Raw genomic sequence first — 22,287 nt, forward strand, 5'->3', positions numbered from 1 at the left:
TCCCTCCGGGTTCAGCCGCCGGGCCGGGCCGCGAGGGGCCGGACCCGTTCTCGCTCACGCTCCCGTTCTCGGGCCGTGAGGCGGAGCCGTCGCCGCTCCTCGACGAGCCCGGCGACGGCCTCGACCACGGCGACGTGGTAGCGGGGCCAGTCGAAGTCCATCGCCCGCCCCCGCGCCGCGGCCGACATCCGCGCCCGGAGCGCGGGGTCTTCCCCGAGCCGGGCCATCGCGGAAGCCAGGGCGTCGACGTCGCGCGGCGGGACGATCAGGCCCTCGACGCCGTCGCGGACGACCGACCCGGCCTCATGGGTGACGACGGCCGGCAGCCCGCACGCGAGCGCCTCGTAGGTCACGACGGCCGAGCCCTCGAACAGCGACGGGAAGACGAAGACGTCGGCCGCGGCCATGTGCGAGGGGACCTCGGGATGGCCCACCCTCCCCAGCGGCTCGACCCCTTCCAGCAGCCCTTCCAGCGGCCCCGGCCGGCGCGGCATGGGGCCCAGGAGCTGGAGCTTCCAGCCCGGCCGGCGGACCTTCGCCCAGGCTTCCAGCAGGTACTTGATCCCCTTCCGCTGGCTCACCCCGCCGGCGAACAGGAACGTGCAGGCGTCGTCGGCTTTCGCCCGCCTGGTCGAGAGCGGCCGGAAGCGGCGGCAGTCGGCCGCGTAGGGGATCACCCGGAGTCGCTCGCGGGCCACCCCCTCGCGCTGGAGGGCGCCGGCGATGTGCTCGGAGGGGACGAGGATCAGGTCGGCCAGCTCCAGGTCTCGCAGTCGGCGGGCGTGGAGCCAGGCCATCTCCTCGCGGTCGAGCGACGCGTCGCCCAGGTAGAGCGGGAAGAAGTCGGGCGAATGGGCCTGCTCGGCTTCCAGGACCCGGGCCTCCTCGCGAACGTCGCCGTGGACCATGCTCAGCACGGTGGCGATCCCCCGGCCGCGGCAGGACGGCATCGCCACGCCCGAGCCGACGTCGCTGAAGACCAGCAGCGCCTCGGGCCTCGCGGAGGCCAGCTCGCGGGCGAGGCGGCGGTCGAACCACTCGGTCCGCGCCCGGGCCGCCGCCCGTTTCAGGGCGGGCCGACGACCGGCGAATCGCGATTCGACCCGGAGCGCCACGTCCACCATCGGGACCGAGGCGACGCGGTCGGCCGGGATTTCCTCGTCGTGGCGACGCGCCAGGACCCGCCGGAAGCGGTCGTAGGCGGCGGGGGCCAGCTTGCGGGCGAGGTTCGCGCCCATGCCGTCGGGGTCGTGGTAGTACGACGTGACGAACCGCTTGAGCATCCCCGCGCGGCCCAGGCCGACGACGGCCTGGTAGGCGGGCGGCCGGGCGTCCGGGCAGGCCACGACCACGGAATCCCGGTATGTGCGCGCTTGTACGTCCATGATGGTGTCGACCTTCCTTGGTGCAGCGTCCTGGTCGTCACGTCGAAGTTAATCAGAAGTCGGGCCGGAGGGCAAGACCGACCCGGCCGGGGGCGGAACTCTCGATCGCCGGGTTCTTCCAGGACGAGTCAAGGCGGGTCGACGAGGCGGTCCGGGCGGGCCGACCGGACCGCGGGAACGAAGGCCGTTCGCTTCGGGTCCGCGTCACCGCCCCGGGAAGGCCTGGGCGTGCTTCTCGCGGCGGGCGAGTTCCAGGTCGTGTTCGACCATCATGGTGATGAGGCCGTGGAAGTCGACCTCGGGCTTCCAGCCGAGGACCTTGCGGGCCTTGCTGGCGTCTCCCTGGAGGACGTCGACCTCGGAAGGGCGGACGTAGCGCTCGTCGAAGTCGACGTAGTCGCGGTAGTCGAGGTCCACGAGGGTGAAGGCCTTCTCCAGCAGCTCGTGGATGGAGTAGGTCTCGCCGGTGGCGACGATGTAGTCGTCGGGCTTCTCCTGCTGGAGCATCAGCCACATGGCGCGGACGTAGTCGCCGGCGAAGCCCCAGTCGCGCTTGGCTTCCAGGTTGCCCATCACCAGCCGCTTCTGGAGCCCTTCCTTGATCCGGGCGGCGCCCAGGGTGACCTTGCGGGTCACGAACGACTCGCCTCGCCGGGGGCTCTCGTGGTTGAAGAGGATGCCGGAGCAGGCGAACAGGCCGTAGGCCTCGCGGTAGTTGATCGTCTGCCAGTGGGCGTAGACCTTGGCGCAGGCGTAGGGGCTGCGGGGGTGGAACGGGGTGTCGGGCCCCTGGGGGGCGGGGGCCGAGCCGAACATCTCGGAGCTTGAGGCCTGGTAGAACTTCACCGGCCGCCTGCGGTTCAGGACGCGGACGGCTTCCAGCAGCCGGAGCGTCCCCAGGCCGACGACGTCGGCGGTGTAGAGGGGCTGGTCGAACGAGACCCGGACGTGGCTCTGGGCGCCGAGGTTGTAGACCTCGTCGGGCTGCACCTCCTCCAAAATCGCCGACAGGCACGACGCGTCGGCCAGGTCGGCGTAGTGGAGGTGCAGGCGCTCGGCGGCGACGGGGTTGGAGCGCGACAGGTGGTCGATCCGCTGGCGGTTCAGGCTGCTGGACCGGCGGACCAGCCCGTGGACCTCGTATTCCGGCTTGCCGAGCAGGAACTCCGCGAGGTAGGAGCCGTCTTGTCCGGTGATGCCGGTGAGGAGGGCGCGTTTCATCGTGTCGGTCGCCTCGGGTCCGCGGCGGCGTGCGCCGGCGTCTGGTCTTGCGGGGTCGCCCCGATCCGTCAGGGCACGTGATATTCGGCCCGCTCGCGCGGGAGGATGGGCTCCAGGGCGGCGAGCAGCTCGTGGGCGAACTCCCCCAGGGCGACCGCGTCGGGGTCGACGTCGCCGGGGTAGAAGACTTCGACCGTCATCGACGAGCCGCGAGTGGTCCGTCCGTGGCTGCTGCGACTGGTGACGGGGAGCCGCCGGACGAAGTTCTCCAGCTTCCCCTCCCCGAAAATGTAGTACCAGAATCCCACATGCTTCACAAGGTCGCCCTGCGCGTAGCCCAGGCGGGTGGCGACGACGGGCCGACCGCCGTCGGCGGCCGCCGGCAGCGCCAGCTCGCGGGTCTGGGACTCGATCTTGGTCCAGCCGCCGGAGGGGAGGCAGATCTCCGGCGTGTGCCGGAGGTTGGTGCCGTACTCCGAATAGTTGATCCAGAGCGTGAACTTCACGCCGGGGCGGCGACGGCTCTCGTAGCTCCGGTTGAGGTACTCGGTCGTCTGCGCCCGCTCGATGATGTCGGCCGAGACCGGCACGTCGCGGCCGACCCAGCCGTCGAGCTCCATCGGGATCGTCTTCAACGACTGCCTCAGCGGCGGCCGCTCGTGCGCGTCCAGCCGCTCCAGGCCCGCCTGCGCCGCCAGGCCGAGGGTCAACAACGCGGCGCACAGGCCGCAGCGCTTCACGGTCGTCATGACAGCTCCTCGGTTGCGGTCCTCAGCGAAAGCGGCCCGGCGACGCGACGGCTCGACCAGCCCCCCGACCGCGGCCGCCCGCCGGCGGGAGGATCGGGCTCAGCCTCGGGTTCGGGTTCGGTCGAAGTCGCCGTCGGCGAAGCCCCGTCGGCTCCCACGCAGAACAGGTCCATCAGCACGCAGACGGAGTTGAGCAGCAAGAGCCCCAGGCTCATCAGGAGGATCCCCTCCAGCGTGTGATAGGCCCCCTCGGCGTACGCGGGGTTGACGTAGTGCATGATGTAGCCGGTGACCACGACGCGGGTCGTGTTCGCGAACAGGGCGATCGGCAAGGCCGAGAGGACCACGACCGCCTTGTACCACCTGGGACGCCGCGTGAGGTACGCCACCGCCGCCGCCAGGGCCAGGAACCCGGTGAGCTGCCGCATCCCGCTGCAAGCCTCGGCCACGAACATCTGGACGCCCCCCGGCAGCGTCATCCGGTTCCCCTCGCAGAGCACGGGCACCCCGGTCGCGTTCATGAACGACGACGCCACCCGGCTCGCCATGAGCTGCAAGGGCGAGGCGATCCGCGAGTACAGGGCGATCGGCAGCGGGACCATGAAGATCAGGAACGAGAAGACGAACCAGAACCGCCGAAGCGCCGCCGCGCCGGCCAAGATCGTGAACCCCCCGGCCAGCCCGGCCAGCAGCGCCAGGTCGCCCAGGAACGGGATCGGCAGCGGGATCGTCAGCAGGTGGACGAGCAAGGCACCCCCCAGCAGGACCCCCCCGAGCCAGACCCCCGAGCGGCCCTCGGGGGCGGCCGGCCAGCCCTCGCGGCGGTAGACCTGCGAGGCGAAATAGAGGCTCAACAGCGGCACGAGGAACCCGTGGCTGTAGTTGTCGTCGGTCGTCCACGCATAGTAGAAGTGCCCCAGGCTCTCCTGGAACAGCAGCGCGAAGATGGCGAGGCAGGCGACGACGCCGAGGACCGTCGGCCGGTTGTCCGGGTCGCCGGCCCAGCGCCTCGCGGCGTCGAAGAGGCTCGCGGGGGCCTCCGGGACGGTCGCGGGTGCGGGGTGGGGAGTGGGGAGGTCGGGGGTCGCCGCCATGATGGTCATCCTTCGGAGCGAGGGGAGGGGTCGCGCCCGGGTGTCAATCCGTTAATTCGCCTTGGGCCCCGTGGGGCGGAGGCGATCCATCGTCCCTGAATTGCCGCGCTGCAGATCCATGGCGCGGCGGCTGACGTCGTCGGAGTCGACCACCGCCAGGGCCTCGTCGAGTGCGGCCCGGCGCTGGTCGTCGTCGTTGAGCCGCATCGCGACGTCGGCGAGGTTGAACCACCAGGAGCGTCGGATGCGGGGGTCGGCCATCCGGTCGATGGCCGCGCGGTAGCGTCGTTCGGAGTCCTTCCAGTCGGCCCGAAGCGCCATCGCCTCGGCCGCGACGGCGAGCGCGACGGCCTCGGCGGCCTCGTCCTCGGCCGGTTCGTCGGGGGCTCCCGCGCGGGCCTTGGCCTCGGCCTCGGCCCGGTCGAGGATCCGCTTGAGGATGGCGTCGGCCTCGGACCTCCCCTCCTTCTTCAGGACGCGGGCGGCGGCCAGGGCCGACACGCCCGACTCGGGGACGGCCTCGGCCCAGTCCGCGTACCGCCAGGAGGCGTCGGCGATCAGCTCGCGGATGATCGCGGCGGCGAGCTCCTCGCCCGGCAGGAGGTAGCGGGGGATGTTCGGGTCCTCGCTGAACGCGAGCGCGTCGCGGGGCGTCGGGACCGACCTGGCGGCGATCTCCAGCGCCCGGCGATAGGCCCCGACCGCCTCGGCGTCCTTGCCCGCCTTGTGCAGCGAGCGGCCGGTCCAGGCGAGGCTCACGGCGTCGCGGCTCAGGCCCAGGGACCCCCTGGGGTCGATCGCGCCGTCGGGCCGGTCGCCGGTCTTGCGGGCGAGGACGAACCGCGCCAGGGGGTCGAGCGGGCCGGCGAGCGCGGCGGCCTCCAGCATCTCGGGGGCGGTCGCGTCCCAGCCGTGCTCGACTCGCGTGCCGTCCAGGTAGACGCCCCACTCGGCCAGGTGCGCCGGCGCCGCGCCCCACCACGAAGGCCGGGGCGGGACGATCGACTTGGCCAGCGGCCGGTCCTTGGCGAGCCCTCGGCGGACGGCCGCCGAGTTCTGGATCGCGGTCGACGCGCCGTGCGAGACGACCGACTGCCGCCACGAGCCGAACGCCAGGAGGCCGCCCACCGCCAGCGTCATCGCGAAGGCCGGGGGCGCCGTCAGCCAGGCCGGCGGGTTCCACTGGGAGGGCTCCCGCGCGACCGTCGGCGCACCGGCCGAAATCCTCGCCGGCCGCGACGGCGGCCTGGGGATCGCATCCCCCTCGTCGAGCCCGCGCCGGAGGCCGTTATTCAGGACGTCCTGCACCGAAGGGAGGACCCACTCGCCGCTGGGCCGCGATCGCCGCGACCGCGTCGGGTCGAACGGCTCGGCCCCGTCCTCGTCGTGCTCGACGCTCCTCGGCGCCGGGGCGACCGCCCGACGCGACCGGGCGCCCTCGCCGATCGGAGCCTGCGCCTGACCATAGCCGCTGGTGTCCGCGACGAACCGCGAATGCGTCGTCGTCGATTCCACGACCGGCGCGTACGTCCAGGACGGCTCGGGCTCCGGCTCCGGCTCGACCGCTTGCACGGGTTCGAGTTCCGGCTCGGGCTCGATCGCCTGCTGCGGTTCAGGCGGGGCTTCCGGGGCGAACTCGGCGATCGGCGGTTCCAGGGCCTCGATCGTCGTCGGGGACGCGATCGGCTCCGGTTCCTCGGCCTGTGGGACTTCGGCCTCGGAGGGAGCCGCATCCGGCTCGACCGTGAGGATCGGCTCGACGACTTCCGGCTCGGCTGGCCTGGGCTCGACCGTGAGGATCGGCTCGACCACCTCCGGCTCGACCACCTCCGGCTCGACCGCGTCGGCCTGGGCCGTTTCAGCGGCGGCGAAGTCGCGATCCAGCTCGGCGACGTCCAGGTTTTCGAGACGGGCGAGACGATCGAAATCCGGGTGCTCGACGATCGTCGGCGGCGGGGCGGGCTCGGGGATCGGGCTCGTCCAGGCTGCGGGCGAGGGCGTCTCGACGCAACGGGCTTCGGGGATCGCGCCGCGGAACGGCTCGGGGATCGGGCTCGTCCAGGCTTCGGGCGTGGGGGGCTCGACGCGGCGGGGCTCGGGCGGGCGGACCGGCCGGGGCTTCGGCTGGGGCTGGGACTGGGGCGAGGCGGTCGCGCGGCGGGAGCGACGGGCCGGGTGTAGGCGGCCGGCTCGAACCGGGGCGAGACCGGAGGCTTCGGGACGACCGTCGCTCTCGGCCGGGCGAGCGGCTCGACGCGGGACGCGGCGGCGCGAGGGGGTTCGGGCGTCGGGCGGCGGTCCGTGGGCTCGACGGCGCGGGCCGGGGGGGCGTCGCGGGAGCGGCGGCGGCGGGGGCCGGCGAGGGCGTCGGCGCGGGGCGGGCTTCGACGGCGCGGGCCGCTTTGAGGCGGTCGCCGGCGGCCTGCCAGCGGGCCTCCCAGGGATTCCCCAGGTCGGGCGCCGGGGCGGCGGCCGTGGGCTCGGTCGTCGTCGGGGGCGCGGCATGCTCGGGGAAGGCTTCGGCGAGCGGCTCGCGGCCGGCGCGGCCACGAGGCTCGTCGCGCGGGGGACGCCAGTCGGGCTCGGCGAACTTGTTCCGCTTCAGGGCCAGCCGGAAGCCGCCGACCTGGAAGGCGACGTCGAACGGCAGGGGTCGCGGGCCGTCGATCGGACGGCCGTCGAGGGAGACGTCCGAGCCCCCCAACGGGGTCAGGTGCCAGGTCCTCCCGCGACGATGGAGTCGGCAGGCTTCCTCGGGGAGCGACGGGTCGGTGAGCCGAACCTCGCAGAAGGCCGCCCTGCCGATGCGCACCGATATCCAGGGAACTTCCACGATGCGGATCGGCCCGGCGTCGTGGTCCTGAATATGGAGACAGGTGGATTCGGCCATCGTGGAATCGACTCCTCCCTGAGCGATGTCCCGGTCGTTTCGTTGCGTCGCGTCCTCGCGATCAACCGCGTTCGACGAACAGGTCCGTGCCGCCGGCGAGCCAGCGATTCCAGGTTCCACCCAGGGCGCTGGCGGAGACGGCGACGGCGGTCAACTCGACCGTCCAGTGGACGGCGGCCAATAGACTAAGCCCCAAAGCCGCCCCGATCAACCCATGCGCCAGGAAACGATCCATCGACCCGAGCCGTTTCAGACCGCCGGGGATGCGGACCAGGCACCAGAGCGCCCCGAGCCCCAGGATCCCCAGGCCGACCACGCCCGTCTCGACCGCCCATTGCAACAGGCTGCTCATGGCGGTGTTGGAGGCCAGGTCGCGGTCCTTGAAGTACGGGTGCACCGCGCCGAAGCCTCCCAGGCCGACCCCCGCCACGGGGAACTCGCGGAAGATCCGCGCGGCGTCGCGCCAGGTCTCGCGGTTCTCGCGCCAGTCGGGCGCCTGCCAGGGAGGCTGGACGCCGGTCAGGTCGTCCCAGCGGACCTGCAAGGCCACCCCCGAAGCCAGCGCGACGAGCAGCGAGGCGGCCAGGCCGAAGCCCAGGACGCGGGCGCCGGGCGTGAACAGGGCCGGCAGCCCGACCATCGCCAGGCCGACCGCGAACGGCAGGCAGAACCAGGGGCCGGACGCCATCCCGACCAGCACGGCCCCCGGGATCGACAGCAGGATCAGGAGGATCGCCAGGCTCCCCTGCCCCGAGCGTCCCAGGCGGTCCGACCAGCCTTCGCGGCTCCCCCTCGGCGAGCAGAGGTGCAGGACCAGCGCCAGCGTCAGCGGCAGGGCCAGCGCGCCCAGCGCCAGGAACCCGCCGACCCCGCCGGGGAGGGTGCCGAACGTGAACGGTCGGACGACCTCCAGCTGCGCGGCCGGGGCCGAGCCCGGGGCCGTCGACGCGGGAAGCTCTCGGAGCGCCGCGACGGCCGGGGCGTCGAGCAGGTCGTTCAGGTCGGGAGCCCACCAGGGCGCTCCCGCGCCGGGGACGCAGAAGCCGTAGAGGCCGTCGGTCCGGGTGCTGATCTGCACCATCGCGAGGGTCGAATTCAGCAGGAACCCGGCGATCACCGCCCCCCAGACCAGGTACAGCCGCTGGAGCCGATCGACGGCGTGCGAGGCGCACCAGAAGATCGCCAGGCAGGCGGCCGCCAGGGCCAGCCGGCGGACGGTCGCCGCCCGGTCCAGGCTGACCGGCGTGCGGATCGTCGCCGGTTCGCCCAGCTTCGCGTTCGGGTCGTCGGCGCGGGCCAGGTCGGGGAGCACGCCCCGCGTGTAGGCCTCGCGGGCCGTGGGCGACAGCCGCGCCGCCAGGCTCGCCGGCAGGGGGACCGTCTGGGCGACGCCCAGCCCCAGGACCGCCAGGCCCAGGAGGCCGAGCGGGCTCTTGAGGATCGGCGAGCGGCCCGCGGCCAGATTCCGGACGAGCAGGAGCAGCGCCAGCCCGGTCGCGGCGACGGCCAGGGCCGGGCGCGACCACCAGGCCGTCCCCCCGAAGCCGAGGATCGCGGCCAGGACGAGGCCCGCCACCAGCCACCCGAAGGTGCGGTCGAACGTCGCCAGGAATCGCATGCGAAGGCTGTTCACGAAGTTGCTCCGATTCCGCCCGGGGCCCGGGTCGAGGGGTCGTCAGGCGTCGGCCGGGGCGCCCGCCAGGGCGTCCTCGCGGGCGGGGGCCGCCGTCGGCGAGGCCGGCAGCGCCCGGTCGCGGCGGTACGACGACGCCGCGATCGGGGCCGGGCCGTAGCCGTAGCTCGACCAGTTCTCCACCCCTTCGCTGAGCCCGTTGACGATCACCCCGGCGATCTCGACGTGCGACTGCTCCAGCACGGCCTTCGCCCGCTGCAGCGTCATCGTCGGGTGGACGCCCGCCCGGACGACCAGCACCGCCGCGTCGACCATCCGGCCCAGCACGCGGCAGTCGGCCATGCCCAGGATCGCCGGGCCGTCCAGGATCACCCGGTCGTAGTGGTGCGTCAGCGCCGCCAGGAGCTGGCGAAGCTCCAGCGTGCCCAGGATCTCGATCGGGACCCCGCTCGGGTCGCCGGTGGCGATGAAATCCAGGTTGTGCAGGTCGGTGTGCCGCAGGGTCGCCTGCCAGGGGACGGACCCCTTGAGGACGTCGACCAGGCCGAGCCCGGAGTCCTCGTCGTCGGGGTCGGCCGGGAAGGCGTCGGCGAGCGTCGGCCGGCGGAGGTCGACGTCCATCAGCAGCGTCCGCTCGCCGGCGCGGGCGCAGGCGGCGGCCAGGTTGAGCGCCGCGGTGCTCTTGCCATCGCCCGCCTTGGCGCTGGTGACCAGCAGGCTGACGATCGGGCCGTTGCGGTCGGCCGCCCCCAGGAGGCTCGCCCGGATGTTGCGGAAGGCGTCGGCCGCCGCCGAGTCCGGGACGGCCGGGGTCCACAGGTGCCCCCCCCCTCGATGGGTCAGCGCCGTGCGCGGGATCCGCGGCACGATCCCCAGCAGCGGCAGCGACAGGCCGTGGCTGACGTGCTCCGGCTCGCGCACCGAGTGGTCCAGGTGCTCCAGCAGGAAGACCAGGCCCAGGCCCAGGCCGATGCTGACGATCAGCCCCATCGCGATCGAGACCACGCGGTTCGGCTTGATCGGCACGGTCGGCTCCTCGATCCGCGTCAGGATCTTCACCGGCGCGGTCTGCGACTTCGCCAGGATCTCGAACGAGGCCAGGTCGTGCTCCATGTCGGCGATCCGCTTCCGCAGCGTGTCGCGATCGCTCATCAGGCCGAGGAACTTCTGGTGGTCGGGCATGGCCTTCCGCATCCGTTCCAGCAGGTCGGCCAGGCGGCTCTCGTCGGCCTCGATGTCGCGGTGCTGCGACTCGATGATCATCTCGGTCGGGTCGGCGGCCATCTTCGTCTTCTGGAACGAGGCGCCGAGCTGATCGATCTCGTCGAGCACGTCGTTCAGGTGGTTGGAGACGTTCTGGACGGCCGGGTCGGAGTTGAAGTGGCGGGCCTTGCGCTTCAGGTCCAGGAGCCGCTTGGTGAGCTGGTCCTTGGCGTCCTGGAGCTGGGCCATCTGCTGCTGCTTCATGGCGGCGACGGGGTCGCCCTGACCTTCCCTGGGGAAGAGCGGGGCGAACATCGTCTTCTGCTGGAACTCGACGACGCGCGCCTGCTTGTGGGCGATCGACTGGCCGAGGTGGGCGTACTGCTCCTCCAGGATGTTCCGGCCGCCGGGGCCGATCGTCCCCAGGCTGGCGATCTGGCCGAGCATCTGCTTCTCCAGCGCGGCCGATTCCTGCCGGAGCTTGTTCAGGGCCGACTCGGTGTGCTGGACCGTCTGGTCGACCTGATTGCGGCGGTCGCCGTCGGCGTGCTTGACCAGCTCTTCCAGCTCGGCCTCCAGCAGCCGCTTGGTCAGGGCCGGGTCGCGGCCCGTCAGCGCGACGTTGTAGGTGTTGGACTTCATGAGCTGCTTGACCGTGATGTTGCTGACGATCAGCTCCATCGCCGGGTCGTCGAGCTGGGCCAGCTCGGGGCCGAGCCGGGTGTTCGAGAGGACCTTGTCGGCCAGCCCCCGCCCCTGGAGGTCGGTGACCAGGTCGGTCGCGTAGCTCGTCTGGGTCGCCGAGTCGACCGGGCCGATGTCGCGCGAGACCAGCGTGGAGAGCGCCGCGTCGTAGTGCGGCTGCTCGATCCGGATCTGGGCCACGGCCTGGTAGATCTTGGGCTGGCGGAGCGCCCAGATCGAGGTCAGCGTCCCCATCGGCACGGCGACGATCAGGGCCAGCCAGAACCGCCGCCGCAGCGCCCCCAGGTAATGCCCCGGCGTCTTCACCGCGGCGAGGTCCGGGCCGTAGGGGGCGCCGGCGGCGGGAGCGTGGCGATAGGGGCTCGGCGGCGCGGCCCGCCGCGCGCGGCCGGGGCGATCGGGGCGGAGGGTCCGCGATAGGGCGAGATGTCGTCCATGATGGGCTCCGTGTCCAATCCCTGGGGTTCGTCGTCGGCGTCCGCGCCTCTTCCCGTCAGGCCCGGCTGGGCTCGATCGACCGGGGTCGGCGCGGCTCGGGCGTCAGCGGCGGGCCAGCCCGGCGGCGGGCGGGACGCCCCGGATCGCCTCGGGCGGCTGGCCGGCGTCGACGGCCGGCTCCTGGAATCGCAGCCGACGGCCCAGGCCTCGGGCCATCGCGATCGGGAAGGCGGGCCGCGGCGCGGCGTCCGCGTCGACGTCGGTCGCGGCGGCTTCGATCGCCTCGGCACCCGCGGCCTCGTCGGCGGCGAAGGCCCGCAGGCGTTCGCCCAGGCTCTGCGTCAGGCGCTGGAGGTAGCGGAAGACGATGTCGGCCGCCAGGCCCCCTTCGGGCGACAGCCGCATGACGGCCGTGATCCGCAGGTCGTCGCTCACCGTTCGGAAGATCGCCCCCGGCGACGAGGAGGCCCCGTTGTCGATGGCGTCGAGCGTGTGGACGGCGTCCTCGGGCGGGAACGTCGCGTCGGCGCAGGCGACGTGGATCCCGGCGCAGCCCAGGGCCTCGGCCGTCCGCTCCAGGATCTCGTACGCGGCCATCGGCGAGGTGCACAGCTCGACCCGCTGGATGGCCTCCCACGTCAGCTTCGCGGCCTGCCGCTCCTGGCGGCCCCGGAGCATCCGGGCCTGGAAGTCGTCCAGCAGGTTGTTCAGCTCGTCGCGACGGCTGGTCACCACCACCAGGAACGCCAGGCAGCCCGACATCCCCAGCACCAGCGCCAGGAACTCGCTCCGCAGCGAGACCCCCAGCAGCACCACCCCGCACAGGAAGCCGGAGAAGCAGTACAGCAAGAGCGCCGCCTGCCTCGGGTTGAGCCCCAGGCCGATCAGGATGTGGTGGACGTGCCGACGGTCGGCCGCGCTCATCGGCAGGTTCCGCACCCAGCGCCGGAAGATGGCCATCGCCGTGTCCGAGATCGGCAGCCCCATCGCCAGGATCGGGAACAGGATCGAGATCGCCGACGGGCCCTTCAGCGACCCTTGCACGCCGATCACCCCGATCAACAGCCCGATCAGGAGCGCCCCGCTGTCTCCCAGGAAGATGCAGGCGGGATGCCAGTTGTAGAGCAGGAACCCGGCCAGCGAGCCGGCCAGGGCCGTCGCCAGGATGGCGACCTCGACGTTCTGGTTGTGCAGGGCCACCAGGGTCAGGGTGCCGCTCACCAGCAGGCCCACACCCGACGCCAGGCCGTCCATGCCGTCGATCAGGTTCCAGACGTTCATGCAGCCCAGGAACCAGAACATGGTGATGACCAGGCTCGGCGCCGCGACGTCGAACGTCTGGCCCAGCACCGCGAGGTGCAACGCCGGGCTCCCCAGGTCCAGGTTCAGCCCCAGGGCCTCGATCCGGTCGATCCGGATGCCCCCCAGGTACAGGGCCATGACCGCCGCGGCCTGCCCCAGCAGCTTGACCCGAGGGCCCAGCGACCGGGTGTCGTCGACGAAGCCGACGACCAGGATGATCAGGGCCGCGATGAAGATCGGCCACTCGCGGCCCAGGTCGGGCAAGTTGATGTTGATGTTCGCCGACCACGCCGAGGCGTGCGGCAGGAAGACCCCCACGGCCACGCCCAGGGCCAGGCCGAGGCCCCCCAGCCGGGGGACCGCCGTGGTGTGGATCCGCCGGAAGTTGTCCGGCTTGTCGATCGCGCCCACCCACCCCGCGATCTGCGTGACCAGGGGCGTGGCCAGCACGCACCCCATCATCGCGAACGCGAAGATCATCAGGTATCCGTTCGAGATCATCATCATCAGCCCAGGCCCTCCCCGCGCCGCTTCCTTGAAGCGCCGGTCGTCGTCGTCCGGTTCGGTAGACCGATCGGAATCGGAGGCCGATCCGCGACGAGGCATCCGTCGAGGAGTCGGGAAATCGCGTCCGCCGCCAGCGAGGCGAGGGCGGCGAGCGTCGGGGGGACGGCTGAGGACCGCCCGCGAAGTCGAGGTCTTCGACCCGCGCGGCCCGTCGTGCGTCGATGGAAAGACAGGGTGTAGCCAAGCACGGTAGGTCTCGTCTTCCTTGACTCGTGCAGGTGCAATTTCCATCCCCAGGATTCCATCCCGAGTTTGGAGACTCTCGTGAGAGAGCGGAGTATCCCCGATCGATGCAACCCCGTCAAGCGTGATCGCCGGCGAAACCGGGCCCGCCGCAAGCCCCTTCAATCGACCTCTTTGGGGCGTCCTCGCGGCGTCTCGTCCTTGGGGATCGCCGTCGCGATCGTCGCCGATCCCAGCAGGATCGCCCCGGCGATCAGGAACGGCCGGTCCGACCCGCTCCCGACGGCACCGATGAACAGCGCGGGGGCCGAAAGGAGGATGCAGAGAACGATCAAGAGGCTCTTCATGACGGCGATCTCCTCATCTCGATGCGAGGCCGCTCGACCGCCGTCACAGGATCGGCGGCAGCAGCCACCAGGTGCGGCGACGATACTCCGCCCAGCCCGGATGGCGCGACAGCCGGGCCTCCTTCACGGTCATGTTGACCGCGAACACCCCGACCCAGACGCAGGCCAGCACCACGAACGGCAGCCAGTGCCAGACCATCATCGCGAAGCTGCCGTAGATCATCATCTCGCCGAGGTAGTTCGGGTGCCGGATATGGCGAAACATCCCGTCGGTGATGAGGCCGGGCTTCAGCCGGAGCGTGAAAAACTTCTGGGCGTCGGCCGCGATCATGATCGCCGTGCCGACCAGGCAGAGGCTGATGCAGAGGCTGAACCAGGCGTGGTCCGGCAGCGGGTAGGTCGGCCGCGACGCGCCCGAGATCAGCAGCCAGCCGAACGACCAGTACCAGGCCAGCACGCCGAAGAAGACGAACAGGCCGCCGCCGATCGTGATCCGACGCCGCCAGGCCGGGTCGGGGAAGGCCAGGTCCTTGATGAGCCAGGCCAGGCCGTAGCCGCCGTGCATCGCCAGGTAGATCCAGGCGGCGGGGCTGGTATTCTGATACCAGGCCATGAGGAGGCCGAGGAACGGGAACGTCCCCCCCTTCTGGAAGTTGATCACCCAGGCGAACCTCCAGGGCCGAGGCCCGCCCCCCAGGTCGCACGCCAGGTGGTCGGCGATCCGGTGCAGGGTCGCCGCCCAGGCGGGCGCGGGCGCGGAAGCGGCGGCGGGCTGGAACGTCGGCGTCGGCGTCGGGGCGGAACTCGTCGGCATGTCGTCCTCCGGCTCGGTCGTCGGATTGTAGGGCTCGACGGCCGAGGCCGTCCACCGCGGCGCGTCGTTTGCCCTTCGGTTTCGCACCCCGACCCGCCCCGATCCGAGAGACGATGGAGGAATCGACGTGTCCACCGAGCCGAAGCGCCGCGAGCTGAAGTTCTCGAGCCTGGACGAGGCCGTCCGCGACGCCGAGTCGCTCCGCGAGCGGGGGTACACCCGCCTCGGCCGGTGGGGCCTGGCCCAGGCCTGCGGCCACCTGGCCGACTGGATCACGTTCCCGATGGACGGATTCCCCGCGCCTCCGACCCTCCTGCGGCCGTTCCTGTTCGTGGCGAGGCACACCGTCGGCCCGCTCGCGGCGCGTCGGGTGCTCGCGAAGGGCGAGATGCCGGCCGGCGCCCCGACCATGAAGGAGACCGTCCCCGATCCGGGCGGCGACGAGGCCCAGGCGATCGATCGGCTGCGTCGGGCCGTCGAGCGTTTCGAAGCCTCCACCGGCCCGTACCAGCCCTCCCACCTGTTCGGCCGCCTGGACCGCGACGAATGGATGCGCCTCCAGCTCATCCACTGCGCCCACCACCTCGGCTTCCTCCGTCCCGACGAGAAGCCCCGCGATTGATCGAGGCCCGGCCGAACCGGGCCATCTCGTGGAAGACGGCCGGATCGGCGAGGCGCGCGTTGCCTCGTCCCGTACGATAGGGAGTCGTACCCCGGCGCGTCGAGCGGCTCCCCGCCGTCGGAGCCGGGCCGATTCACGAAAGAGGACAAGCACGCGATGGAATATCGACGACTGGGCGGGTCGGGATTCAAGGTGCCGGCCCTGACCTTCGGGACGGGGACGTTCGGCGGCAACACGGAGATGTTCAAGGCCTGGGGCCAGACCGACGTCGCCGAGGCGACCCGGCTCGTCGACATCTGCCTCGAAGCCGGCGTCACGATGTTCGACACGGCCGACGTCTACTCCAAGGGCGCGGCCGAGGAGATCCTCGGCAAGGCGATCGAGGGGCGTCGCGACAAGGTCCTGATCTCGACCAAGGCCACGTTCCGCCGGGGGGACGGCCCCAACGACGTCGGCTCCTCGCGGTTCCACCTGATCGAGTCCGTCCACAACTCCCTCAGGCGGCTGAACACCGACCACATCGACCTGTTCCAGCTCCACGGCTACGACGCCCAGACGCCCCACGAGGAGGTGTTGAGCACGCTCGACCAGCTCGTCCGCGACGGGAAGATCCGCTACGTCGGCTGCTCGAACTTCTCGGGCTGGCACCTGATGAAGGCCCTGTCGATCGCCGACCGCCACGGCTGGCCGAGGTACGTCGCGAACCAGGCGTATTACTCGCTGGTCGGCCGCGACTACGAGTGGGAGCTGATGCCGCTGGGGCTCGACCAGGGGGTCGGCGCGGTGGTCTGGAGCCCGCTAGGCTGGGGACGCCTCACCGGCAAGCTCCGGCGCGGCCAGCCGAAGCCGGAGGTCAGCCGACTCAACACCAAGGTCGCCGTCGACGCCGGACCGCAGGTCGACGACGAGTACCTCTACAAGGTCGTCGACGCGCTCGACGAGGTCGCGGCCGAGGTCGGCAAGACCATCCCGCAAGTCGCCCTCAACTGGCTCCTCCAGCGCCCGACGGTCGCCACCGTCGTCATCGGCGCCCGCAACGAGGAGCAGCTCCGCCAGAACCTCGGCGCCGTCGGCTGGAACCTGACCGCCGATCAGGTCGCCAAGCTCGACGCCGCCAGCGCCCGGCCCCTCGCCTACCCCTACTGGCACCAGAAAGCCGCCTTCCCCGAGCGCAACCCGTTCCCGGTCTCGGTCTGAGCCGATCTGCGACCCGGTGTTCGGCGGCGCCCCGCCGGCGAGACCTGGATGCGACGAATCGGCGACGGCCATTGCGAGGCCGCCGCCGATTCCTGCATGTCGTTACAATCGCAACAAGGGAGGGAGACGGTCCGTTAACGATCTTGTCGTACACTTCGAGCTGTTTCGACTCTGCGGCACGAAGTACAGTCAACGCAACCGTTCACGGGCCGGGTAGGCGTTCACGGGCGCGTCGAAGGATGCGAGGAACGCGACCACGTCCGTATTCGACGGCGGGAAAGCGCGGACGATGGCCTCCTGGTGCGGGAGCAACATGGGGGATATCGATCGGGTTCGCGACGCAGAGCCATTTACCGGCTCGAGACCGGGGGAGGCGTGGGCAGGCGAAACGGGTAGCCTGTGGCGCGTCGCCGGAAACCTCGGACTCGTCGAAGGAACCGCCATGGAATCGACCGAAGCGCACCGAATCCTGGATTTCGCCCCGATCGGGATGTTCTGGGAGGTGACGAAGCGCACCGTCGAAACGGACGGCGAGTCGTTCGAGGCCGTCAACGTGCTCGCTCCGGACTTCGGCGGCCCGCCGCTGCACATCCACCCCGAGGCGGAGGAGAGCTACGAGGTCCTGTCCGGGACGCTCGACGTCTGCGTCGGTCGCGAGTGGCGGCGTCTGGGCCCGGGCGAGGCGGTGACCGTCAAGGCGGGGACGCCCCACACCCTGCGGAACACGAGCGGGGCGGAGGTCCGCCTGCGCAACGTCCACAGCCCCGCGATGGACTTCGAGAGGTTCTTCCGGCGGCTCCACGCCCTGGTCTGCCACAGCGGAATGAAACTCCCGCCCAGGGACCTGAGGTCGGTCCTCCTCGTCGCCATGCTGTTCTCGGACCACCCCCGCGAGATCATCTCCGTCGACCCTCCCCGCCGACTGCTCCGGATCCTCGCGGCTGTCGGCAAGTTCTTGCGATTCAAGCTGCCCGACTGAGAAACCGCCCGGCTCGTTTGCAATCGCCGATCCGGGCGCATCCTCTGGGTAAGCGATGCTGCGCCCGCAGCCGGCCGAAGGTCCGGCGCGGGAGACTCGCCGGACTCGGAGACGATGAGGCGAAGCGCGCCGAACAAACCCATTTCCTGGTTCGCAATTTTCGCCCCAAAAGCTTTTCATCATGCATCATGCGGCGATCGGGTTCGATTTCGAGGCGACGCGAGCGAACCCAATTTGGGGACCGTTCGTCGCGCGAACCCCGGACGGACGAGGCCCCGCCGAGAAGTCGTCGGACTCGCACGAAGGGCCGGCCGGGAACCGCCTTCGCCCCTGGCGGGAAGGCAGACTTCGGAGGGGTCGGATGAGGGAGACCGCCGTCGTGCCGGACTCGAAGAAGGGTGGCGACAAACATCCTTCCCCCCTGGTGGGGACAGGGAGGACGCATGCCCGCTCGTTGTTGTTTTCGACGGAGCACCGCGAGGGGAGAAGGCATGACGTCGAAGGCCTCCGTTACTGTGGACGGACCGAAACGCCGACGGTTTTCGTGCTGGTCTTCCCCCTCATCCGGCCCTGCGGGCCACCTTCCCCCGCGAGGGGGGAAGGACGGTATGGTTCCGGACGCGTCTCCCGACGGCGTGCGCGATCGCGGGTCCTGGCGTACCTTCGACGCCGCAGGAGGCGTCGGTGCGAGTCGGCGCGATCGACGAAAACGCCGAACGAACCCAATTTCACGCACGGGGATTGTGGCTTAAAAGGACTACGTGATTGGTTTTGCGTCAAATGGGTTCGTTGTCGGTCGGCGCGAACGAAGCCAATCGCGGCCGCCCGGTCAGTGCGGCAGGACCTGGCCGGGGAGGAGTCCGGGGAGGGCGGGGACGGGCTCGGGATTCTTCATCTGGCGGCGGACGTCGGCCAGGGCGGGCGAGACGCCGAAGTCGTCGAGGTTGAAGTTGTAGCGATGGGCGAGGCCGGCGCCGCTGTACCGCAGGAAGGTCACGTTGAGGATCACGTCGCGCTGGTTGTATTGCGGGCGGAGCCGGGTCTGGGTGAATTGCATGATGCTCAGGACGGCCAGGCATCCCATCACGACGACCGCCCGGCGCTCGCCGGAGAGGGCCTTCAGGCCGATCGCCGCGCCCAGGTAGAGGAGCGGCAGGAACGGGAAGATCAGGCCCGCGTTGCCCGCGAAGATCAGGAACGAGAAGGCCCACGACGGCCCCACCCAGAGCGCCGCCAGGGTCAGCGCCCGCCAGTTCTCGCGACGGAAAACGTGCGCCAGGCCGACCAGGAACGGCGGCACGATCAGGAGCGAGCCCCAGGCCAGGAACAGGGCGTACTTCACCACGTTGCGGACGAGGCCCTCGAACAGCCCGCGGACGAACAGCGAGAACCCGGCCTTGTCCCCCTCGTGCTTGGCCTGCACGCGGCCGAGGTAGACGTCGACGCCCCCCAGCACCCAGGCCGTGCCGAAGAACCAGGCGCAGCAGGCCGCCGCCAGGATCGCCGCGCCGATCAGCCAGTGCCGCAGCGGCGCCCGGCCCAGCAGCAGCGACCCGGCCCACAACGGCGTGCCGAAGAACAGCAGGTCGGGACGGAGGATCATCCCCAGCCCCAGCGCCGCGCTCGCGCCCAGGAGGTCGCCCAGGCCCCGGCTCTGCTGATACCGTGCCCCGAACCAGCCGACGGCCGGCAGGACCGCCAGCCAGACCGGGTAGCTCGCGATCGCCCCGCCGTGCCACCAGACCATCGGGTTGCAGGTCATCGCCCAGGCCGTCGCCGCCGCCAGGGGCCGCGAGACGAACCGCGCCGCGTACAGGTAACTGAACGCCGCGCCGAGGATCGTCAGCCCGACGTTCACCGCCAGGTACGCCGTCACCGGGTTGGCCCAGACCTGATTGGCGAGCTTCCCCAGGAGGACGTAGCCGAGGTTCCCCGGCATCGGCACGTCGAACGTCGCGTCCAGCTTCAGGGCGTTGACGTAGAGCGGGCCGTCCTTGCCCATCAGCTGGAACGTGTCGAGGTACGGGAACCGGCTGGCGACGACCCACCACGCCAGCCCGAGGATGCAGCCGACGTCCACGCCGCCCAGCCCGGATCGCGCCGGGGCCGGGGCCGTCGCGTCGGCGGCGGGGGGACCGTCGAGGTCGGCCGGGGGGTTCGGGCGCATTCCGAGGGGCTCCTTCCGTGGTGTTCGTCGCGGTCCTTTCCGATGCGATCGGCCCGGGATCTTATCCCAATCCGCCCCGATCCGCAACCGCCGCCCCGGCGCTCCGGGGGGCCGCCGGACCTGCTATGATGCCCCGGATCGAGCCCGGAGCCCCTTCGAGGACCACATGCTCATGAACGCGGCGGCCGACCTGTTGACCGCCCGGACGGCCAAGCCGTCGCGGGTCGTGGTGGGGATGATCTCCGGCACCAGCGCCGACTCGATCGACGCGGCCGTCTGCCGCATCGAAGGCTTCGGCCTCCCCTCGGCCCACGGCCCCGGCGCGCGCGTGGAACTGCTCCACTACGCGGAGACCCCCTACCCCGCCGCGATCAAGGCCCGCATCCTCGACCTGGCCGCCTGGCGGGTCCGCGACGTCGCCGAGCTGAACGTCCTGGTCGCCGAGGCCTTCGCCGACGCCTGCCTGGAGACCCTCGCCGGGGCCGGCCTGAAGCCCGAGGAGGTCGACCTCATCGGCTCGCACGGCCAGACGGTCTACCACCACAGCTCGGTCCCGGGCGCGATCGGGGCGACGCTGCAAATCGGCGACGGCGACGTGATCGCCGAGCGCACCGGCGCGCTGGTGATCGCCGACTTCCGCGCCCGCGACGTCGCCGCCGGCGGCGAAGGGGCGCCGATCTCCCCATTCGCCGACGTCATCCTCTACGCCCCCCGCGACCCCCAGGCTCCTCCCGAGCGCCGCGCCGTGCTCAACCTGGGAGGCATCGCCAACGTCACCGTGCTCGACCCCGACCCGGCCCGGGTCTTCGGCTTCGACACCGGCCCGGCCAACACCCTGCTCGACCGCCTGGCCCGGCGGATCTCCGGGGGGACGCTCGACTGCGACCGGGACGGCGCCCTCGCCCGCGCCGGGAGGGTCGACGAGGCCCTCGTCGAGACGCTGCTCGCCGAGGACGCCTACCTCGCGCGCCGGCCCCCCAAGTCGACCGGCTTCGAGATGTACGGCGACCCCTTCGTCGACCGCGCGGGGACGCTCCTGGGGAGGTTCGACGCCGACCTGATGGCCACCCTGACCGAGTACACCGCGAGGACCGTGGCCGACGCCTTCGCCCGCTTCGTCCCGCCGGTCGTCGAGGTGATCGGGGCGGGCGGCGGCGTGAAGAACCCCGCCCTGTTCGGCCGCCTGGCCCAGCTTTTGGCCCCCGCCCGGCTCCTCCTGGGAGACGATCGCGGCGTCCCCGGCGACGCCCGCGAGGCCATGGCCTTCGCCGTCCTGGCCCATGAGGCCCTGTTCGGCCTGCCGACCTCGCTCCCCTCCGTCACCGGCGCCCGCCGCCCGGCCGTCCTGGGGAAGTTCTGCCTCCCCAGGTTTTGAGGGCCGGCGAGCGAGCCCCGGTCGCCTCACCTCCCGCGTGTGGACGCCGGTTTCCTTGTAAGGCGTTCGACGGCCCGATTGGCCGGCGGTTTCGATTTCGTGCTTGAATTGGCGTTTAAGTGGAATAAGAATACGGTTATGGAGCGGCCCTGGGCTTGATGGAGAGACTGGAGTCGTTCCGGCGTCGCGTCCCCGGTCGCCGATCCTGGCGTCGATGCGGATGTCCGGCGGCGGCCGGGGACCTTCGCCCTAACCCGGCCGGCGGCCCGCCTGGAGACGCCTCGTAAGGCGCTGCGTCGAGGCCGGATGACGACGCGGTGTTGATTCGGCGAAGTGCCGCCTCGGCGCGATGTGGCGCCTGGGTGCATCATGGGATCCACGAGGAGGTGGACGATGGAGGAGATCCGAGGGGCGAAGGCTTCCAGGACGGATCGTCGCCGGGGGGCCCTGGTCGGCCTCGCGGTCGGCGACGCGCTGGGGGCGGCGGTGGAGTTCCGTCGGCCGGGGTCGTTCGCCCCGGTGGTCGGGTATCGGGACGGTGGTCCTCACCGCCTGGAGCCCGGCGAGTGGACCGACGACACCAGCATGGCGCTGGCGCTGGCGGACAGCCTGGCGACGGCCGGCTGGGACCTGAACGACCAGGCCGACCGCTACTTGAAGTGGCGTCGCACGGGGGCCTACTCGGTCAACGGCCGCTGCTTCGACGTCGGGATCACGACGGCCCGGTCGCTGGCCTGTTATGAGGAGAAGAGGAACGCGAGGACCTCGGGCGACCCCTCGGAGTCGGCCAGCGGCAACGGCTCGATCATGCGGCTGGCGCCGGTGCCGATCCGGTACGCCGGACTCTACCCGGGCCGGGTGGAGGAGCTGGCCCGGCTGGCGGCCGAGTCGAGCGTGGTGACCCACGCCAGCCCGCACTGCGTCTCCGCCTGCCGCTACATGGCGGTCGTGACGGCGGCCCTGATCGAGGGGGAGGATCGCGAGGCGGTGCTCGCGCCGGATTGGCCGCCGCTGCGGCGGATCGACGCCGCCGAGCCGCTCCACCCGCTGATCCGCGAGGTCGCCCGGGGGAGCTTCCGGGGTAAGGAGCCGCCCCAGATCCGGGGGACCGGCTGGGTGGTGGAGAGCCTGGAGGCGGCCCTCTGGGCGTTCGCCGGTGCCTCGACGTTCGAGGAGGCCGTCCTCCGCGCCGTCAACCTCGGCGACGACGCCGACACCACCGGCGCCGTCTGCGGCCAGCTCGCCGGCGCCTTCTGGGGAGAGGCCCAGATCCCCCCTCCCCTCCGCCTCGGCCTCGCCCGCGCCGACATGCTCGAAGAAGCCCTCGCCGGCCTCCTCGGCCCGGCCCCGACGCCCTGATCGCCCGTCCCGACGCCGGTCGGGGCGAAAGGGCCGCGGGATTTCCGGGCGGCCCCT

17 protein-coding genes are annotated in these 22,287 nt (G+C 71.6%); 5 read left to right on the plus strand and 12 right to left on the minus strand.

Annotated elements, in window-relative coordinates:
- Positions 1-11: 11 nt before the first annotated feature.
- The 11 genes from VT85_RS00060 to VT85_RS00110 all read right to left on the minus strand — a co-directional run bounded on the left by VT85_RS00060 (position 12) and on the right by VT85_RS00110 (position 14,531).
- On the minus strand, positions 12-1,385 hold the full coding sequence (locus VT85_RS00060) for a glycosyltransferase (RefSeq protein ID WP_082858235.1): 1,374 nt from the start codon (positions 1,383-1,385) through the stop codon (positions 12-14).
- A gap of 204 nt (positions 1,386-1,589) precedes the next feature.
- Entirely contained in the window at positions 1,590-2,606 is a 1,017-nt protein-coding gene (gmd, locus tag VT85_RS00065; RefSeq protein ID WP_068409045.1) for a GDP-mannose 4,6-dehydratase, read from the minus strand.
- Positions 2,607-2,674: 68 nt separating this feature from the next.
- Positions 2,675-3,355, minus strand: a complete 681-nt coding sequence (locus VT85_RS00070; protein WP_068409047.1) for an EpsI family protein — start codon at positions 3,353-3,355, stop codon at positions 2,675-2,677.
- Positions 3,352-4,449 (minus strand): exosortase/archaeosortase family protein, encoded by a 1,098-nt coding sequence (locus VT85_RS00075; RefSeq protein ID WP_082858236.1) that lies wholly within the window; start codon positions 4,447-4,449, stop codon positions 3,352-3,354. The genes VT85_RS00070 and VT85_RS00075 overlap by 4 nt, the downstream gene beginning before the upstream one ends.
- Positions 4,450-4,500: 51 nt before the next feature.
- Positions 4,501-6,276, minus strand: a complete 1,776-nt coding sequence (locus tag VT85_RS00080; protein WP_068409050.1) for a hypothetical protein — start codon at positions 6,274-6,276, stop codon at positions 4,501-4,503.
- Between the two features lie 31 nt (positions 6,277-6,307).
- On the minus strand, positions 6,308-7,339 hold the full coding sequence (locus VT85_RS00085; RefSeq protein WP_068409053.1) for an FHA domain-containing protein: 1,032 nt from the start codon (positions 7,337-7,339) through the stop codon (positions 6,308-6,310).
- Between the two features lie 61 nt (positions 7,340-7,400).
- Positions 7,401-8,972 (minus strand): O-antigen ligase family protein, encoded by a 1,572-nt coding sequence (locus VT85_RS00090; RefSeq protein ID WP_156512580.1) that lies wholly within the window; start codon positions 8,970-8,972, stop codon positions 7,401-7,403.
- Positions 8,973-9,014: 42 nt separating this feature from the next.
- Positions 9,015-11,186, minus strand: coding sequence for a GumC family protein (locus VT85_RS00095; RefSeq protein ID WP_068409057.1), 2,172 nt, complete (start codon positions 11,184-11,186; stop codon positions 9,015-9,017).
- Positions 11,187-11,420: 234 nt separating this feature from the next.
- On the minus strand, positions 11,421-13,127 hold the full coding sequence (locus VT85_RS00100; protein ID WP_197491005.1) for an MraY family glycosyltransferase: 1,707 nt from the start codon (positions 13,125-13,127) through the stop codon (positions 11,421-11,423).
- Between the two features lie 404 nt (positions 13,128-13,531).
- Positions 13,532-13,717 (minus strand): hypothetical protein, encoded by a 186-nt coding sequence (locus tag VT85_RS00105; protein ID WP_068409064.1) that lies wholly within the window; start codon positions 13,715-13,717, stop codon positions 13,532-13,534.
- Between the two features lie 43 nt (positions 13,718-13,760).
- Positions 13,761-14,531, minus strand: coding sequence for a methyltransferase family protein (locus VT85_RS00110; RefSeq protein WP_156512581.1), 771 nt, complete (start codon positions 14,529-14,531; stop codon positions 13,761-13,763).
- A gap of 127 nt (positions 14,532-14,658) precedes the next feature.
- Between VT85_RS00110 and VT85_RS00115 the strand changes: the two genes are divergently transcribed.
- From VT85_RS00115 to VT85_RS00125, 3 genes are all read left to right on the plus strand, one after another.
- Entirely contained in the window at positions 14,659-15,153 is a 495-nt protein-coding gene (locus VT85_RS00115; protein WP_068409066.1) for a DUF1569 domain-containing protein, read from the plus strand.
- Positions 15,154-15,309: 156 nt separating this feature from the next.
- Positions 15,310-16,350 carry an aldo/keto reductase gene (locus tag VT85_RS00120; protein ID WP_068409067.1) on the plus strand — a complete coding sequence of 347 codons (1,041 nt, stop codon included), beginning with the start codon at positions 15,310-15,312 and terminating at the stop codon, positions 16,348-16,350.
- 442 nt (positions 16,351-16,792) lie between these two features.
- On the plus strand, positions 16,793-17,329 hold the full coding sequence (locus VT85_RS00125) for a cupin domain-containing protein (protein WP_068409069.1): 537 nt from the start codon (positions 16,793-16,795) through the stop codon (positions 17,327-17,329).
- An 829-nt stretch (positions 17,330-18,158) separates the two neighbouring features.
- Here the strand turns inward: VT85_RS00125 and VT85_RS00130 are convergent.
- On the minus strand, positions 18,159-19,496 hold the full coding sequence (locus tag VT85_RS00130; protein WP_156512582.1) for a hypothetical protein: 1,338 nt from the start codon (positions 19,494-19,496) through the stop codon (positions 18,159-18,161).
- Between the two features lie 166 nt (positions 19,497-19,662).
- On the opposite strand from VT85_RS00130, the gene VT85_RS00135 reads away from it, so the two are divergent.
- On the plus strand, positions 19,663-20,871 hold the full coding sequence (locus VT85_RS00135) for an anhydro-N-acetylmuramic acid kinase (RefSeq protein WP_197491006.1): 1,209 nt from the start codon (positions 19,663-19,665) through the stop codon (positions 20,869-20,871).
- 393 nt (positions 20,872-21,264) lie between these two features.
- Positions 21,265-22,230, plus strand: a complete 966-nt coding sequence (locus tag VT85_RS00140; RefSeq protein WP_068409072.1) for an ADP-ribosylglycohydrolase family protein — start codon at positions 21,265-21,267, stop codon at positions 22,228-22,230.
- The last annotated feature ends 57 nt before the right edge of the window (positions 22,231-22,287 follow it).

It is taken from the genome of Planctomyces sp. SH-PL62 (assembly GCF_001610895.1).
Lineage (GTDB): Bacteria > Planctomycetota > Planctomycetia > Isosphaerales > Isosphaeraceae > Paludisphaera.